Genomic DNA, 16,487 nt, shown 5'->3' on the forward strand with positions numbered 1-16,487 from the left:
AAATTTGATAATTATTGGACAAACTTTAATTGTACCTAATTTTTAATAGCTTGTGTAGCGGTTGGGTGGATATTTCATAGAAATCATTGTTCTATCATTGAGCATAAAAATAGCCCTATATTAAATAGAGCTATTTTGATTGATGCTTGGCTGATTAAGGCTTAGAGAGTAATTTCCAACCTTTGCTGGTATTCATTAGACGGATTTTATTATCATCAGAAATATAACCGCCTTTAACCGCTTGTAAAATCGTGTTTTTAGGCACACTTACGGCAAAAATTTCGGCTTGCTGTCTATCTTCAGATAAAATCACATCAATATTATAAGTTACGCCTTTAATGGTTTCGCTTAGTTGAATATCAGCAATATTGGCGACACGCACACATTGTTGTCTAAGTTTCGACCATGTAAAATCGGCACTAGTTAAGCAACCATATTTATCTTTTTTTCCGTCAATAGGTTGAGTCTGACAAGCCATGATTAAAGCACTAAAACATGAAATAAGAATAATTTTTTTCATCATCATCACTTTTTAAATAAGATGATATGATGATAACATATCATACAGTTGAATTGTGCTAGAACGGATAATAAATTGTGAAGAATTGATACAAACCGTTCATTTGATAAAAAATGAACGGTTTTAAGAGATAAAAGTTGTTTAGATTAATATTCAATGATGACTTTCATTGCTTTAGTTTCAGCAGCGTGTTTGAATACATCATAGGCTTTTTCAATTTCACTAAATTTGAAATGATGTGTTGCCAATTTTTCCATTGGTAATTTACTGCATTCACACGCTTTTAATAGCATACCAGTTGTATTGGCATTAACTAAACCTGTGGTAATTTTTAAGTTTTTAATCCACAATTTGTTAAGCTCAAAACTGACGGGCTGACCGTGTACACCCACGTTAGCGATGTTACCACCTTCTTTGACGATTTTTTGGCAAATATCCCAAGTTTGTGGATAGCCTACGGCTTCCATTGCACAATCTACGCCACGACCACCAGTAATTTCAAGTACTTTAGCCACAACATTTTCTGTATTTGGATTAATAGTGTGTGTTGCTCCCATTTCTTTTGCCATTTTTAGGCGGTTTTCGTCCATATCAATTACGATAATGGTTGATGGAGAATATAACTGACCTGTTAATAGACAGCCCATACCAACAGGACCCGCACCGACAATTGCAATTGTATCACCTGGTTTTACATCGCCATATTGAACACCGATTTCATGTCCAGTGGGTAAAGCATCGGATAAGAAGACAGCGACATCAGTATTTAAATGATCGGGTAAAATGTACAATGAGTTATCTGCAAATGGCGTACGAACATATTCAGCTTGTGTGCCATCAATCATATAACCCATAATCCAACCACCATTTTGGCGGCAGTGTGAATACAGTTGTTTTTGACAGTTTTCACATGAACCACAACGACTGACACATGAAATAATCACTTTATCGCCTTTTTTGAAGTTTTTAACTGCAGAACCCACTTCTTCAACGATACCAATCCCTTCATGTCCTAAAATACGACCATTCCATTCGCCTGTTTTTTCACGAGCGGTTGCTTCAATTTCAGGGTTTTTACCTTTCCAAATCCCTAAGTCTGTACCACAAATTGTGGTTTTTGTCATACGAATAATAGCATCGGTTGGGTCAATGATAGTGGGTTTTGGGCGATCTTCAAAACGAATATCATTTTCACCATAATACGTCATTGCTTTCATTGTAGTCATGATAAAATTCCTCATCATTTGGATAGTACAGATTAAAAATAAACCAAATGCGAGTATTTGTAAAGTGTTATTGATAAATTTTTTATTTTAAATCATTATGTTATAACATAATTATATTGTAATGTTTGATAAATACAATGAATAATGACTATTCTTATATCATGAAAAATGATAGAGCATGATAGTAATTGGGTCATTATACATAATAATATCGATTCTAAATAAGATATTTGTGAGTGAGATAATATTTATTATCCTATAAATTGTGTTATTTTTATTATTAAAACACTAGATATAGTATTTTATGCTCAAAAATAAATCAAACTATCGATAAATAATATTGAAAATAATTATTGTTTATTATATTATAAATGATAATGATTGTTATTAATTCTTTATGAAGGAGACGATAATGTCTATCAAGCAAGTCGCTAATATTCAGCAACCTACACAAGCGAGTGAAGCTATTCGTGCCTTTTTTACTTTACAATGCTGTTGGTTGAATAATGAAGAAGTTTATTTAGAGCAAGGGTGTTTACATTGTGGCTCGGCTGCTACTTATTTGATTTTTTATACCAATCGTCAGATTCAAAAGTTGATGTTAGATTTTATTGGACAGCATAATTGTATTGCACGTGTGGATTTACGTGATTTGCCACATTTTGAGCAAGATTATGAGATATTTTTGCAAATTTTAGAACAAGAAATCAATGCTTATGCACGTGCTGTATCTCATTTGGCACGGTGTTTGCCATTTGAGCAAGTTGAGTCGATTTTTGAACGTCAATATGCAATTGCGTGTTAAGCATTTTATTGAGATAATATAGTATTCACTTATTTTGGAGAATACTATGGCACGTCGTCCTACTCGTTACAATGAAGATGATTTTGAATCTTTAGAAGGTCGTGCTAGTAAAACTGAACAAAAAAAAGCTGTACAACGTTTATCTGCAATTGGTGCACAATTAGCTGAACTCAATAAAGAGCAAATTCAACAACTCCCTGTAGATGAACGTTTAATCGATGCTTTGCTTGATGTACAAGCGATTAGTTCATTTGAAGCACGTCGCCGTCAATTTCAGCGTATTGGTAAATTATTACGTAATGAAGATGAAAGTGTAATATTGAGTTATTTAACACCGAAACAAAGCCCTAAAAAATTGGCACAACTACAACGCTGGGTTGAGCGTATGATTGAACAGGGCGATAGTGCCATTCATGAATTTAGTAAAGAATATAATGCTTGTGAACGTCATACTTTACGTCAGCATGTATTACGCATTGTGCGTGATAAACAGCAGAACCCACAACAAGTTGAGTCATCAATGCAAAAATTGTTAAATTATATTCAGCAAGTTGTTTTATTATCAGACTGATGTGGTAAGAAAAAATAAGTTGCATAAAAGAAAAGTAGGAAAAATTGAAAATAACTGCTTTTTTTTTATGCAAAAGAATAAAAATAATGAGAAAATAATCACTTTTTATGGGAAATCAAGACTAAAGTATAAGTTACTTGACTAAAATAATATGGATAATCAATACTAAACAAACCCACCTTCTTTAGGTGTTTTAATTTTAGGCTGTTTTAAAGGAGCTAATTATGGATGAGGTTCAAGTAGAAAGAATTCTACAAAATCCAAAATTTAAAGCATTGGTTGCTAAAAAGCGTAATTTAAGTTGGAGCTTAGCAGCTTTAATGTTGTTTATTTACATTGGTTTTACTTTGTTGGTTGCATACAATCCAGAGTTTTTGCGTACATCAATTAGCGGCGGTGTGATTACTTGGGGTATTCCACTTGGTATTGGTGTGATTGTTATTTCATTTGTATTGTGTGGCGTATATTCAACTATTGCTAATAATTCATTCGATGTACTGAATAAAGAAGCAATGGACGAAGTGGAAGCGATTACCCACAATAAGGGAGGTTCATTGTAATGAATATTTCAACAATGAAGGCAACCTTAATGGCTGGCTTAACGATGTTGTTAAGCAGTCCAGTAATGGCAGCTGCATTAGAAGGGCAAGCTGAAAAGCAAGCAACTAACTGGACAGCGATTATTATGTTCGCTATCTTCGTAGGTGCGACATTATTTATTACCAAATGGGCAGCAAAGAAAACACAATCAGCAGATGACTTCTATACTGGTGGTGGTGGTATTTCTGGATTCCAAAATGGTTTGGCGATTGCAGGGGACTTTATGTCAGCAGCGTCATTCTTAGGTATTTCAGCAATGGTATTCACATCAGGTTATGATGGTTTACTCTACTCACTTGGTTTTATGGTGGGTTGGCCTATTGTACTTTTCTTAGTTGCGGAACGTTTACGTAACTTAGGTAAATACAACTTCTCTGATGTAGTTTCATTCCGTTTAGATGAAAAACCAGTTCGTAAAATGGCAGCATTTAGCTCATTGGTTGTTGTAGCATTCTACTTAATCGCTCAGATGGTAGGTGCAGGTCAGTTGATTAAGTTGTTGTTTGGTTTACCGTATGAAATTGCAGTTGTTGCTGTTGGCTTATTGATGATGGCATATGTAATGTTCGGTGGTATGTTAGCAACCACTTGGGTACAAATCATTAAAGCGGTTATGCTATTATCTGGTGCTTCATTCATGGCATTTATGGTTATGCACCATGTAGGTTTCAGTTTCTCTGAAATGTTTAGCCGTGCAATTGAAATGTATGCTCAGGTCAATAACAAAACACTTGAAGAAGCTAGTAAAATCATGGGTCCAACAAGTTTGGTTAAAACGCCACTTGATGCGATTTCATTAGGCTTAGCCTTGATGTTTGGTACTGCAGGTTTACCACATATTTTGATGCGTTTCTTTACAGTGCGTGATGCAAAAGAAGCTCGTAAATCAGTTGTAGTTGCAACAGGCTTTATTGGTTACTTCTATTTATTAACCTTTATCATTGGTTTTGGTGCAATTCTTTTAGTTGCAAACAACCCACAATACTTAGATGTTGCAAAAATGGCAGCAACTGGTCAGTTAGCTCTGATTGGTGGTGGTAACATGGCTGCAATCCACTTAAGTCATGCAGTTGGTGGTAACTTATTCTTAGGCTTTATTTCTGCGGTAGCATTCGCAACTATCTTAGCGGTAGTAGCTGGTTTAACATTATCAGGTGCAGGTGCGATTTCTCACGACTTATACGCAAACGTATATTGCAAGGGCAAAACAACGCCAGAATCTGAAATGAAAGTAACGAAACGTGCGACTTTAGCGTTAGCAATCTTAGCAATGATCTTAGGGATTATCTTTGAGAAGCAAAACGTTGCATTCATGGTAGGCTTGGCATTCGCTGTAGCAGCATCTGCAAACTTCCCAGTATTAGTATTATCAATGTTCTGGAAAGGTTTAACGACTCGTGGTGCAGTAATCGGTGGTTATGCAGGATTAATTAGTGCAGTTGTGTTGATTGCCTTAACTAAAGCAGTATGGGTAGATACATTAAAATTAGGTACAGACCCTATTATTGCAATGGGTAATCCAGCGATTTTCTCAATGGCTATTGCATTCATCTGCTGCTGGATTTTCTCAATCACTGATAAATCAGCACGTGCTGAAGCAGAGAAAAAAGCATATGACGCACAGTTTGTACGTTCTATGACTGGTATTGGTATCTCAGAAGCATCTGACCACTAATCTCAGTAACAAACTCAAAACGAAAGCTCCAATAATGGGGCTTTTGTTTTTTATAAATCCTATAGTCAAATGCATTATTGAATAATAAATATACATAATTATCAATTTTCTAATCATCAAAATTTTTGTTATAATATCTTAATTTTTTAACAAATTTACATTAGGATAGCGTGCTATGTCAGCCCAAAAACACAACATTTTATTTGAACTTGGTAGTGAAGAACTGCCACCAAAAAGTCTAAAAACCTTACGAGATGCCCTCAAAAGCGAAGTTGAGCAAGGTTTAACACAAGCAGGATTAAATTTTCAAGCAATTTATGCTTATGCAAGCCCTCGTAGATTGGCATTGTCTATTCAAGGTTTAGATGCCAAACAAGCCGATAATCAAAAACGCTTTGATGGTCCTGCATTGCAAGCAGCTTATAATGAAGATGGTACACCAACCAAAGCACTTGAAGGGTTTATGCGTGGGCAAGGCATAGAAAAAGAGCAATTAAGCACTTTTATGGCAGGTAAAGTTGAAAAAGTCTGCTATATTAGAGACATTCAAGGGAAAAATATTGATGAATTATTGCCCAATATTTTACAAGATGCGTTGGATAAATTGCCAATTGCCAAAAGAATGCGTTCAGCCGACAGTCGCAGTGAATTTGTGCGTCCTGTACAATGGGTGGTGTTATTAAAAGATAATGAAATTATTGATGCAACCATTCAGGCATTTAAAACGGGTCGGCAATCTTTTGGGCATCGTTTTCACGCACCAAAAGCGATTGATATTGCCCACGCTGATGAGTATTTAGACACGCTTAGAAATGCCAGTGTGATTGCCGATTTTGATGCACGCCGTGATGACATTATCAAACAAACCAAAGCCTTAGCCGATGAAGTGGGTGCAGTAGCAATCGTACCTGATGATTTATTGGACGAAGTAACCGCATTGGTGGAGTTGCCTGTTGCCTTGCGTGCCAGTTTTGAAGAACGATTTTTAGCCGTGCCACAAGAAGCCTTGATTAGCACAATGCAGGATAATCAAAAATATTTTTGTTTGGTGGATAACGCAGGTAAATTACAGCCATATTTTATTTTTATTAGCAATATCAAGTCTAAAGACCCAAGTCAAGTCATCGAAGGTAACGAAAAAGTGGTGCGTCCACGCTTGTCAGATGCAGAATTTTTCTATCTACAAGACCAAAGAGAGCCTCTTGCCAGCCGTAAGGAAAAATTGCAAAATCGTATTTTCCAAGCAGAATTAGGTACAATTTGGCAAAAAGTAGAACGAATGGCTAAAATTGGTGCAGTTTTAGCACCAATCACAGGAGCAAATGCAAATGATGTCGCAAAAGCCGCCTTATTATGTAAATGTGATTTAACCTCAGAATTAGTGGGTGAATTTCCAGAATTACAAGGCATTGCAGGGACTTATTATGCTCGCTTGGAAGGTGAAAATGAAGAAGTGGCATTGGCATTAGGCGAACAATATTTGCCTAAATTCGCAGGCGATAAATTGCCAAGTACGAAAACAGGGACAACATTGGCTTTGGCTGACCGCTTGGACACTTTGGTGGGGATTTTTGGCATTGGGCAAGCTCCAACAGGTTCAAAAGACCCATTTGCCTTACGCCGTTCAGCGATTGGTATTTTGCGTTTAATTATTGAAAATGGGTTAGATGTCACGCTTGAAAGTCTGATTGACAGCTCATTAAATGCTTATGGTGATGTGATTAAAGACCACGCCAAAACCCGTACTGATGCGTTGGCATTTTTAGAAGGGCGTTATCGTGCCAAGTACGAAGACCAAAATGTAGCGGTGGATGTGATTCAAGCGGTACAAGCTTTGTCTCCAAAATCACCTTTGGATTTTGACCGTAGAATCAATGCTGTACAAGCATTCCGTACCTTACCAGAGGCGAAAACTTTGGCACAAAATAACAAACGAGTGGCAAATATTTTAGCAAAAGCAGATACCAAAATTGCAGATACTGTGAATGAAAGTTTATTGCAAGAAAATGATGAAAAACAGTTATTTACTGCAATTCAAACCGCTAAAAATGAAGTTGTACCATTGCAAGCCAATGCTGATTATCAAGCGATTTTACAAAACTTAACGGCTTTGGCAGAACCATTAACCCAGTTCTTTGATAATGTAATGGTGAATGCTGATGATGAAGCCCTAAAAAATAATCGCCTTGCTTTATTAAATCAAGTGCGTCATTTATTTTTATTGGTGGCGGATATTAGTGTGTTGCAAGACTAATCATATGACAAAATATTCCCTTGTTTAATCAAGGGAATATTTTTATTTGGGAGAGAAAAATGTATTTAGATATTAAAACTGCTCAAATGAATTTAGAAAATTCTATTGCTCAATTATCAAAACAGGATTTATCCTATTTACAGATTATTCCACCAGGTTGGATGCAGGAAGAACAATATTCAGCATATTTGAAACAAATTAATCAACTTGCTCATCTTTATAAAGGTGGTAGAGTAGTAATGGCTCATATTATTCAAGCAAATAGAATGCTATTTTCTGATGATAATCCAAATTCTTGTCCTGCTGAAATCGTATATGATGTGAAAGGGGAAAGTAGTATTGATGAATTAGCTGAAATTGCACATAAATTATTTCAATTAAAACATACCACGCCAGATGACCCCGAATTAAGAAAATATGCAGAACATCTTACGAATGAAAATACACAGCTATTTAATAATGTTCCAAAAGTTTTGACCGATAAAGACTTAGTTACAACGACAATGTTTATTTGGCGTCCACATTTACCGAATGGTGTTTTATCTTTGGGGTATTTTCCAATTTTAATTAGCGATAATTGTCAAGGTATAGCGACAGTATTGCCAGCACGATTTTGGCAAGATAGCGAGTTATATCAAGACTGGATTGCTTATAATGATATGGATATGAGTAATGCGTTTTTACAATTGGATCCGAAAGGCGTGATATGGAATGAATATAAAAAGTATGTAAAACCAGCTGTCTTTGATTTTAAAATTGTTGATAAACCGCAATCAAAACACGCTGTGGTTTCGGAACGTTCGCTTGAGTTTTTACGCTTGTGTATTGATGCTGTATATTTAGATTATCAAGAAAGAATGGGTAATAAATCAATTTGGTTGAAATTGAAATCTTGGTTTTAGGGTGGGTAAATATACCATAAATTTGTGTATGCCACTTGCAGCGAAATCAAAGTATGCTATACTCAAGCTCATTAGATGATGAAATCTAGTATGAAATTTTTGAATAGTTAAGTAGGGTGCGTAATACGCACCTTACTCGCCATTTTTAAAACCTATCAACATAATCATCAGCATTACCGCATTGATAAATTATATAACAACCTAATGCCAAAAATAATATAACAAGAATGATTGTAATGATTTTTAATATCATCATTTTATCTCCAATCAAAGTGAGTTAGAGAGATTTTAATTACTTTTTATCTCAATAGCAAATTTTGAGTTTAAGTCTGTTTATTCCGCCACTCACATAAATCCACAATATCTTGTTGAATACCTTGTTTTAATTCATCTAAAGAAACATAATTTTTTTCGCCGTGCAAATAATGTAAAAAAGTAACTTCCATCAATCTCCCATAAACATCAGCCGAAAATTGTGGAAAATGTACTTCTAAACGCCATTCCAGTTGGTTTTGCTTAATCGCAGGGCGTGTTCCGACATGAGCCGCACCAAATAATGTATTCGCTTGAGTGCCTTGCAAGCCTTGTTTCTCGCTTGGTTGTTGTGCTAATAATTGTGTAAATGAACCATTGAGTAATTTAACATCAACCGCATAAATACCATGTAAGCACGGCTTTAAACGTTTAAGGGCAATATTTGCTGTTGGAAAATCCAGTGTACGTCCAATTTTATCACCATGAACTACACGCCCTAAAATTTTATATGGTCGCCCTAATAATTTACTCGCCAAGGCAAAATTACCATCGGCTAATACTTGACGAATGCGTGTTGAACTCACACGTTCATTAGAAAGTGTAACAGTTGCTAAATTTAAAACATTAAAACCAAAATTACGTAAGAATTGACTATCCGCTTGGCGGTCTTTACCAAAATGAAAATCATCGCCCAAAATTAAACTGCATACATTGAGTTGTTGTAAACGTTGTGCAAATTGGGTTGCAGAAAGTTGGCGAAAAGCGTCATCAAACTTGACTAAAATAATATAATCAATTGCTAAATCTTTTAAATAAGTGATTTTTTCACGCAAAGATGTAATGCGTGGTGGGGCATTCTGTCCTAAAAAATATTCTAAAGGTTGTGGTTCAAACAACATAATTGCACTTTTTAATTGCTGTTGTTGAGCGGTTTGTTTTAATTGTGTAATAAGTGCTTGATGTCCTAAGTGTACACCATCAAAATTACCAATGGTCATCACTAACGGTGGTAAAGTATTTAGGGTAGAAGTACAAGCATGAAGTCGAATGAGTTGCATAATAGTGAAATTAAGTAATGGCGAAATATCATATTAACTTAGGTAAATTCAGGCATATATTGCCATAAAATATGGCTGTCGTCTGTAGTAAATATGCATAAATTTTTGATATTGATAACTATTCTCTTGATGATACAGATTCATCATCATCACGATAAATAAATTTTGGCATTTCTAAACCAAAATAAATAGCAATAATGCGTAGAGTAAAACCAAAAATAAGTGTAGCAATAACCGTTAATTCTAATTGTAAACCAAAGTGTAAGCACAACCAATAAAAAATGACTGATACAAATGAAATACTGGCATAAAGTTCACGGCGGAATACTAAAGGAACATCGTTACATAAAATATCACGTAAAATACCGCCAGATACACCTGTTAAAATCCCTGCAACAGCAGAAACGACAAAACCGTGTCCCATTTCAATGGCGATTTGGCAACCAATAATAGTAAAACCTATCAGCCCCATTGCATCAAGAATTAAGAATGTGGAACGTAAATGTTTCATCCATTTGGCAATGACGATAGTAAATAATGCAGCACAACATACAAGAATTAAATATTCAGGATGCTTAACCCATGTTAATGGATAATGCCCCAATAACACATCACGCACTGAGCCACCACCAAGTGCGGTAACACTGGCAATAATAATCACTCCAAACCAATCCATGCTACGGCGACCTGCGGATAATGCACCTGTCATCGCTTCTGCGGTAATGGCAATAATATAAATGATGGTTAATAACATTATGACACCCTAATGTTGTTTTAGCTTTATATTGTAACCAATATTGTGCTATTTTTTAAGTTAATTTTCATCTATCCGCATAAAAAAGAGTTAGTTGATAAAACAACTAACTCTTGGTTTGATGATAGATTTTTAAATGACTTAATGAATTTAAGGCTCTTCATCATCAAATTCAGGTTTAACTTTGACGATAAAATCTTGTGCAGAAATATTACGCCATAAAGCAAAACTTGTACCGATATAAATTGATGAATAGGTACCAACAAATACACCAATACACATAGCAATTGAGAACCAGCGTAAACCATCACCACCCATGATTAACATCGCAACAACAACGAGTAAAAGTGTCATTGATGTATGAATAGTACGGCGTAAGGTTTCAGTTAAAGCAATGTTAATAACCTCTCTTGAGCTGACCTCACGAATTTTACGGAAGTTTTCACGAATACGATCAGATACAACAATATTATCGTTCAGCGAGAAACCAATGATTGATAAAATAGCTGCTAATACAGTTAAATCAAACGGCCAACCCATCATAGAGAAAATGCCAAGCGTGATGATAATATCGTGGAATAATGATAATACTGCACCAATCGCTAATTTAAGCTCAAAACGAATGGTAATATAAATCAGCATTAATAACAATGCTAAACCTACAGCACCAGCAGAACGTACATAAAGCTCTTTACCAACTTGACTACCGACAGAATCAACTTTAGCTACAGTAACTTCATTGGCTTCCATTTGTACTGCTTGTTTAATCGCATTACCAAGTTCATCCGCTTTAATATGTGGTTGTTCAGGCATTTGTATCATCAAATCACTATTACTACCTAAACTACGCACTTGCACATCTTTAAAACCTGCTTGTGTAAGTTTCTCAACAATTTGTTGATTATCAACAGCTTGGGTATAGTTCAGTTCGGCTGATACACCGCCTGTGAAGTCTAAACCTAAATTAATGCCTTTAGTGCTAATAAACACAATACTAGCAATGGTCAGGACAATTGAGATAATTGCCATTGGCAGGGCAATTTTCATAAAGTCAATAACACGTCCACCATTGGCTAATTGATAAGTGTCTTGAGTATTTGTCGTTGGAAGTTGTTCGCTCATGATATACTCCTTAAATACTCAATTTTTGTAAGTCTTTACGCTTACCGTAAATGATTTGTACAATCGCACGGGTTACAGTAATCGCAGTAAACATTGAGCAGACAATACCAATCATTAGCGTTACAGCAAAGCCTTTAATTGGACCTGTACCGACAAAGAATAAAATTGCTGCTACAAGAAATGTCGTTAGGTTTGAGTCAAAAATAGTGTTATAAGCACGGTCATAACCTGCAACAATCGCTTGTTTTGGTGATGCACCCCATTGTATTTCTTCACGTATTCGCTCACAAATCAATACGTTAGCATCGACCGCCATACCAATGGTAATCACAATACCTGCAATCCCCGGTAAGGTTAAAGCTGCACCCATCCATGACATAATAGCCAAAATCATAGCAAGGTTAAATACTAAAGCAAAATTGGCGATTAAACCAAATAAACGGAAGAATACAATCATCCACAAAGCAACTAACACAAAGCCCACTTGCGTAGATAAAATACCTTTTTCGATATTTTCTTGACCGAGACTAGGACCAATCACACGTTCTTCCACAAAATACATTGGGGCAGCCAATGCACCTGCACGCAACATTAATGCTAATTCTTCAGCTTCTTTTCTTGAATCTAATCCTGTGATACGGAAACTTGAACCGAGTACATCGTTAATGGTTGCAACATTGATAATCACACTTTCAGTATAAGGAGTACGAACTTCTTTGGTTTCGCCTGTTGCAGGGTCAATTTCATGGCTAATTTTTTGTTTATGTTCAATAAATAATACAGCCATTAATTTATTTTTAGCTGAACGTGTCGCATCAGCCATCAATTTACCACCTGCTGTATCTAAATTAATGCCCACTTCATAGCCATTAGTATCGTGGCTTTTACCTGATGAAGCACCTTGTACTCGTTCACCTGTTACGATGTAGTTACGTTCAAGTAAATATTTATGATCACTACCAATTTCACCAAATTCAAATGCTTCTGTACCTGCGGGTGGAATTGCGTCAAACTGTGTTTGATAAGTCGTATTGTGGTCAGATACTAAGCGAAATTGTAGGTTTGCGGTACGACCTAACACACGTTTTGCTTCAGCAGTATCTTGAACACCGGGAAGCTGTACTACGATACGATTAGAACCTTGAGTTTGTACTACTGCTTCGGCAACACCTAATTCATTAATACGATTACGCAAAGTGATTAAGTTTTGCTGTACCGCTTCAGATTGAATTTCTGCTAAACGGTCAGCAGTATAATTTAAAATAATGACAGGACCAGTTTCTGTTGCTAAAGCTTGGGGGGTAAATTCAGCACTTTGACTACGTAAGAATGATACAGCACTATCACGGTCAGCAGTATCAGCAAATGAAATCACCATATTATGATCTTTATTATTGACCGATAAGTTTTGGTATTTGATTTTATTTTGTGCTAATTGACGGCGAATTTCTGTAGCAGCGGATTCGATACGTTGTGTTAAGGCTTTATCCATATCAACTTCGAGTAAGAAATGTACACCCCCACGTAAGTCTAAGCCGAGTTTTGTTGGTTTTGCACCAATATTACGCAACCATTGTGGTGTTGTGGGTGCAAGGTTGAGTGCCACCACATAATTATTTCCAAGCTGACGGCGTAAAATATCTTGAGCTTTTAATTGCTCTTCTGATGTTTTTACACGCAATAAAGCTGAATTTTCATTAAATGAATTGTTATGACTCTGGATTTGAGCTTCATTTAAAATTTGTTCTGCTTGTTGGACAATGCTTTGATCAATGACAGTTCCTGCTTTTGCACCAGAAATCTGTACCGCAGGCTCATCTGGGTACAATGTTGGTAGTGCATAAAGTGTACTAATCACTAAAACAAACAAAACCAGCAGATACTTCCATAAAGGGTAACGCATTTTTGTTTACTCAACAATAAAAAGGAAGATGAATTAAACGTTATTCAATGTACCTTCAGGTAATACAGAAATAATCGAACCACGTTGGATTTTAATTTCAACGCCTTTACTTAATTCAATTGTTGCAATTTCACCATCGAGTTTGGTAATACGTCCCATTAAACCGCCTGCAAACATCACTTCAATGCCTTCGGTTAAACTTTCAATTAAAGCACGATGTTCTTTTGCACGTTTTGATTGTGGTCGCCAAATCATAAAATAAAAAATCGCGACCATAACGAGCATCATGATAATCGTCATTGTTGGGTCTTGAGCAGCTGGAGCTGAGCCATTGGCATAAGCATTACTAATAAATAAACTCATATTGATTTCCAAAAATAAAATATAACAATAACAAGTGATAGTTTAACAAAATATCTGCAAGCAAAAACAATATAAATGTTCAACTTTTGCAAATATAACATGATGTTGTGAATTATTCAGCCAATGGTGGAACGTTTAAACCACGTCTTGCATAAAAATCTGCAACAAATTCATCAAATTTATCTTCATCTAGGGCTTGACGAATCATTTCCATTAAACGTTGATAATAGCGTAAATTGTGAATCGTACCGAGCATTGATGCTAACATTTCGCCACATTTTTCTAAATGATAAAGATAAGCACGAGTGAAATTTTGACAAGTATAACAATCACAATGGGCATCAAGTGGACTTTCATCAAAACGATAGCGACTATTCCGAATACGCACTAAGCCATCAGTTACAAAATAATGTCCATTACGAGCATTACGGGTTGGCATCACACAGTCAAACATATCGATACCACGTCTGACCGCTTCAACAATATCTTCGGGTTTACCTACGCCCATTAGATAACGTGGTTTATCGTGTGGCATTTTGTTAGGTAAATAATCCAACACTTTAATCATTTCTTCTTTTGGTTCACCCACTGATAATCCACCAATGGCATAACCATCAAAACCAATCTCAAGCAAGCCATTGAGTGATTCATCTCGCAAGTCTTCGTACATACTGCCTTGAATAATACCAAATAAAGCATTGACATTATTCAATTTATTATGCTCATCTTTACAACGTTTTGCCCAGCGTAATGACAGTTGTAATGATTCTTGGGCTTGCTGATGTGTGGCAGGATAAGGCGTACATTCGTCAAAAATCATCACAATATCAGAGTTTAAAACGTGCTGAATTTGCATAGAAATTTCTGGCGATAAAAATACTTTTGAACCATCAATCGGTGAACGGAATGTAACACCATCTTCGGCGATTTTACGCATTTTACCGAGACTAAACACTTGGAAACCACCAGAATCAGTTAAAATCGGTTTATTCCAACGAATAAATTGATGTAATCCGCCGTGTTGTTTAATCACATCTAAACCCGGGCGTAAATATAAATGGAAAGTATTGCCCAAAATAATTTGTGCTTGAATTTCTTCAATATCTCGTGGCAACATACCTTTGACCGTACCATAAGTACCGACTGGCATAAAAACAGGGGTTTCAATCGTGCCGTGTTCAAGCGTTAAACGCCCACGTCTCGCACGTCCTGACTGGGAAAGTTTTTCAAATTTCATAAAATACTCGAGGCGAAAAAACAGTTCGCTGATAAAAGATACTATTTTAACAAAAAAATGGTTTTAATGATATGATTAAAAATGGATAGACAATTTAATTATAATGCTATCTTTAGTTTAGGGTAGGTTGAATTTTTTTGTATTCAAACTGCTAATAACAATCCCCTAACATTTACAACGCTAGGGGATTGTTTAGTTTATATTAAAAGATTAATGAAAACCTTTACTAATCGACAGATGAATTAAATTATCGGTATCTTGTTGTACGCCATTGACCTTGTTATACACGGGTACCATATATTCTACCCCTAAACGCACATTAGCTGGTAATGTTGTATTTATACCTATACCTGCTAAAGTCTGACGTCCACCATAATTCACGGGTTGAAATGCAGGTGTGTTTGGTGCAGTAAAATTCACATATTGCCCACGAATATCATCTGTTTTAGTATGTTGAATACGAGTAGAAACGCTTAAACGTGGCATAAATGAATAACTGAGCCATGCTGTACCACCGACTTGCTGTCCTTTATAGAAACCTAAATCGTTCGTATCTTCAAGTGGCAAACGAGCTGATACTTGTACACCTGCTTTAATATCTCCTTCATTATATTGATAAGTCAGACTTGGTAAAACCTGCCAAATCCCAGCACCTAATTGCATACCATAAGGTTGATAACGACCATTTGGCAAAGTTTCTTTATAGCTACCTGTTGGAGCAGATAAGCCTAAAGTTGCCATCACATCATGCTTTTTATCTGCACTTTGGTATAATTTTCCACTTGCTGCAATAATGGTATCGCCCCAGCCTTCAGTACCGTGTGAGCCTGTACGACCTTGAGCATTTTGCATATCCATGTCCATTTTCATGTACATTGGCATAACTGTTAAAGTTAAATTATCCGTTACGCCATACATGAAATGTAGCATATGCATCGTCATATCATGGTCTTTGCCCCATGCCATATAGCCTGAATCAGTCATATCAACCTTGTTTTCACCAGTATAATATGCACCAGTTTGCTTTAGACGTTGTGCATTATAACCAAACATATAACTACCTTTGCCGTGCATATGGTCAAACATTACACCAGCAGGAGCATGACCATCAGCACGAGCCACGGTGTTATGTCCGTGCATTTCATGTTCACTATGAGCCATTGCTATTGAGCTCATTGATAAAGTAAGGGCAGATAACACTGCACAAGAAATTTTTTTACGCATCATAAATTACTCAAAAAT

General features: G+C 36.0%; 15 protein-coding genes. 6 read left to right on the plus strand and 9 right to left on the minus strand.

Annotated elements, in window-relative coordinates:
• Positions 1-154: 154 nt before the first annotated feature.
• Complete coding sequence (locus tag LU301_RS02730) at positions 155-520, minus strand: hypothetical protein (RefSeq protein WP_305272293.1); 366 nt, start codon at positions 518-520, stop codon at positions 155-157.
• Between the two features lie 146 nt (positions 521-666).
• Complete coding sequence (locus LU301_RS02735) at positions 667-1,746, minus strand: zinc-dependent alcohol dehydrogenase family protein (RefSeq protein WP_305272295.1); 1,080 nt, start codon at positions 1,744-1,746, stop codon at positions 667-669.
• Between the two features lie 412 nt (positions 1,747-2,158).
• Here LU301_RS02735 and LU301_RS02740 point away from each other — a divergent pair, with 412 nt between their 5' ends.
• The 6 genes from LU301_RS02740 (at position 2,159) to LU301_RS02765 (ending at position 8,553) form a co-directional block, all read left to right on the plus strand.
• A complete protein-coding gene (locus tag LU301_RS02740) occupies positions 2,159-2,551 on the plus strand; it encodes a hypothetical protein (protein ID WP_305272297.1) in 393 nt (130 codons plus the stop codon).
• Between the two features lie 46 nt (positions 2,552-2,597).
• On the plus strand, positions 2,598-3,122 hold the full coding sequence (yjgA, locus tag LU301_RS02745) for a ribosome biogenesis factor YjgA (RefSeq protein ID WP_305272299.1): 525 nt from the start codon (positions 2,598-2,600) through the stop codon (positions 3,120-3,122).
• Positions 3,123-3,346: 224 nt separating this feature from the next.
• Entirely contained in the window at positions 3,347-3,682 is a 336-nt protein-coding gene (locus tag LU301_RS02750) for a DUF485 domain-containing protein (RefSeq protein WP_305272301.1), read from the plus strand.
• Between the two features lie 29 nt (positions 3,683-3,711).
• Positions 3,712-5,397, plus strand: coding sequence for a cation acetate symporter (locus LU301_RS02755; protein WP_305273926.1), 1,686 nt, complete (start codon positions 3,712-3,714; stop codon positions 5,395-5,397).
• Positions 5,398-5,572: 175 nt separating this feature from the next.
• Entirely contained in the window at positions 5,573-7,651 is a 2,079-nt protein-coding gene (gene glyS, locus LU301_RS02760; RefSeq protein WP_305272304.1) for a glycine--tRNA ligase subunit beta, read from the plus strand.
• 59 nt (positions 7,652-7,710) lie between these two features.
• Positions 7,711-8,553, plus strand: coding sequence for a hypothetical protein (locus LU301_RS02765; protein ID WP_305272307.1), 843 nt, complete (start codon positions 7,711-7,713; stop codon positions 8,551-8,553).
• Between the two features lie 323 nt (positions 8,554-8,876).
• On the opposite strand, the gene ribF is transcribed toward LU301_RS02765, so the two are convergent.
• From ribF to LU301_RS02800, 7 genes are all read right to left on the minus strand, one after another.
• On the minus strand, positions 8,877-9,866 hold the full coding sequence (gene ribF / locus LU301_RS02770) for a bifunctional riboflavin kinase/FAD synthetase (protein WP_305272309.1): 990 nt from the start codon (positions 9,864-9,866) through the stop codon (positions 8,877-8,879).
• Positions 9,867-9,984: 118 nt separating this feature from the next.
• Positions 9,985-10,620, minus strand: coding sequence for a trimeric intracellular cation channel family protein (locus LU301_RS02775; RefSeq protein ID WP_305272311.1), 636 nt, complete (start codon positions 10,618-10,620; stop codon positions 9,985-9,987).
• A 150-nt stretch (positions 10,621-10,770) separates the two neighbouring features.
• Complete coding sequence (secF, locus tag LU301_RS02780; protein WP_305272313.1) at positions 10,771-11,742, minus strand: protein translocase subunit SecF; 972 nt, start codon at positions 11,740-11,742, stop codon at positions 10,771-10,773.
• A gap of 10 nt (positions 11,743-11,752) precedes the next feature.
• Positions 11,753-13,645 carry a protein translocase subunit SecD gene (secD, locus tag LU301_RS02785; protein ID WP_305272315.1) on the minus strand — a complete coding sequence of 631 codons (1,893 nt, stop codon included), beginning with the start codon at positions 13,643-13,645 and terminating at the stop codon, positions 11,753-11,755.
• A 33-nt stretch (positions 13,646-13,678) separates the two neighbouring features.
• Complete coding sequence (gene yajC, locus LU301_RS02790) at positions 13,679-14,008, minus strand: preprotein translocase subunit YajC (protein WP_305272317.1); 330 nt, start codon at positions 14,006-14,008, stop codon at positions 13,679-13,681.
• Between the two features lie 112 nt (positions 14,009-14,120).
• A complete protein-coding gene (tgt, locus tag LU301_RS02795; protein ID WP_305272319.1) occupies positions 14,121-15,245 on the minus strand; it encodes a tRNA guanosine(34) transglycosylase Tgt in 1,125 nt (374 codons plus the stop codon).
• A gap of 210 nt (positions 15,246-15,455) precedes the next feature.
• Complete coding sequence (locus tag LU301_RS02800; RefSeq protein ID WP_305272322.1) at positions 15,456-16,472, minus strand: transporter; 1,017 nt, start codon at positions 16,470-16,472, stop codon at positions 15,456-15,458.
• Positions 16,473-16,487 lie beyond the last annotated feature (15 nt).

It is taken from the genome of Moraxella sp. ZY210820, from assembly GCF_030674635.1.
Taxonomy (GTDB): domain Bacteria; phylum Pseudomonadota; class Gammaproteobacteria; order Pseudomonadales; family Moraxellaceae; genus Acinetobacter.

Excerpts from the sequence above, each read along its gene's own strand:
- yjgA (WP_305272299.1), top strand. The coding sequence starts at position 2,598 with ATGGCACGTCGTCCTACTCGTTACAATGAAGATGATTTTGAATCTTTA.
- LU301_RS02735 (WP_305272295.1), bottom strand. The coding sequence starts at position 1,746 with ATGACTACAATGAAAGCAATGACGTATTATGGTGAAAATGATATTCGT.
- secF (WP_305272313.1), bottom strand. The coding sequence starts at position 11,742 with ATGAGCGAACAACTTCCAACGACAAATACTCAAGACACTTATCAATTA.
- ribF (WP_305272309.1), bottom strand. The coding sequence starts at position 9,866 with ATGCAACTCATTCGACTTCATGCTTGTACTTCTACCCTAAATACTTTA.
- LU301_RS02800 (WP_305272322.1), bottom strand. The coding sequence starts at position 16,472 with ATGATGCGTAAAAAAATTTCTTGTGCAGTGTTATCTGCCCTTACTTTA.
- LU301_RS02775 (WP_305272311.1), bottom strand. The coding sequence starts at position 10,620 with ATGTTATTAACCATCATTTATATTATTGCCATTACCGCAGAAGCGATG.
- secD (WP_305272315.1), bottom strand. The coding sequence starts at position 13,645 with ATGCGTTACCCTTTATGGAAGTATCTGCTGGTTTTGTTTGTTTTAGTG.
- LU301_RS02755 (WP_305273926.1), top strand. The coding sequence starts at position 3,712 with ATGGCTGGCTTAACGATGTTGTTAAGCAGTCCAGTAATGGCAGCTGCA.
- tgt (WP_305272319.1), bottom strand. The coding sequence starts at position 15,245 with ATGAAATTTGAAAAACTTTCCCAGTCAGGACGTGCGAGACGTGGGCGT.
- LU301_RS02765 (WP_305272307.1), top strand. The coding sequence starts at position 7,711 with ATGTATTTAGATATTAAAACTGCTCAAATGAATTTAGAAAATTCTATT.
- LU301_RS02740 (WP_305272297.1), top strand. The coding sequence starts at position 2,159 with ATGTCTATCAAGCAAGTCGCTAATATTCAGCAACCTACACAAGCGAGT.
- glyS (WP_305272304.1), top strand. The coding sequence starts at position 5,573 with ATGTCAGCCCAAAAACACAACATTTTATTTGAACTTGGTAGTGAAGAA.
- LU301_RS02750 (WP_305272301.1), top strand. The coding sequence starts at position 3,347 with ATGGATGAGGTTCAAGTAGAAAGAATTCTACAAAATCCAAAATTTAAA.
- yajC (WP_305272317.1), bottom strand. The coding sequence starts at position 14,008 with ATGAGTTTATTTATTAGTAATGCTTATGCCAATGGCTCAGCTCCAGCT.
- LU301_RS02730 (WP_305272293.1), bottom strand. The coding sequence starts at position 520 with ATGAAAAAAATTATTCTTATTTCATGTTTTAGTGCTTTAATCATGGCT.